Raw genomic sequence first — 558 nt, 5'->3', positions numbered from 1 at the left:
AAAGTTCCCGGTTCTCAGGCTCCATCAAATTTGCTGGCAGATAAAAGTGAAGTTTCCGGAACCACAGCCAAGATTGAGCTTAAAAAAGGATCTGTGCTTACATCGGCTATGATAACTGCTGATGAACCCACACCTAAAGATTTACGCAACCGTGAGCTAAAGGTGGTGGTACTGCCCAACAGCCTGAAGTCGGGGGACGAAGTGGATATCCGCATTCAATTTCCAACAGGTCAGGATTACATTCTATTATCCAAAAAGAAGATTTCCCGACTGGAAGGTCCAATTGTCTGGGTCACTTTGAATGAGCAGGAAATTTTATCGTTTTCGAGCGCGATTGTTGATGCCTATCTGCATAAAGCATCCATTTATGCTCTGACATATGTCGATCCCCAATTTCAGCCCAAAGCAATCCCGACCTATCCGCCTAATACGCATGTGTTAGCGTTAATGAATAGTGATCCGAATTTGATACACATTGCTGAACAAAAGCTGTCCAAGCAGCTGCGGGATTCCCTTGAAAATGCAATTAATTCATCAAACAGTGTGATTTCAACACCC

1 pseudogene is annotated in these 558 nt (G+C 43.7%); it reads left to right on the top strand.

Annotation, left to right across the window (positions count from 1 at the left end):
- Positions 1-558, top strand: a pseudogene (locus tag GRP75_RS28915) (SAF domain-containing protein); the annotation flags it as partial.

Source organism: Paenibacillus sp. OT2-17 (assembly GCF_009827695.1).
Lineage (GTDB): Bacteria > Bacillota > Bacilli > Paenibacillales > Paenibacillaceae > Paenibacillus > Paenibacillus polymyxa_B.
This window is presented reverse-complemented; position numbering and strand designations above follow the sequence as displayed.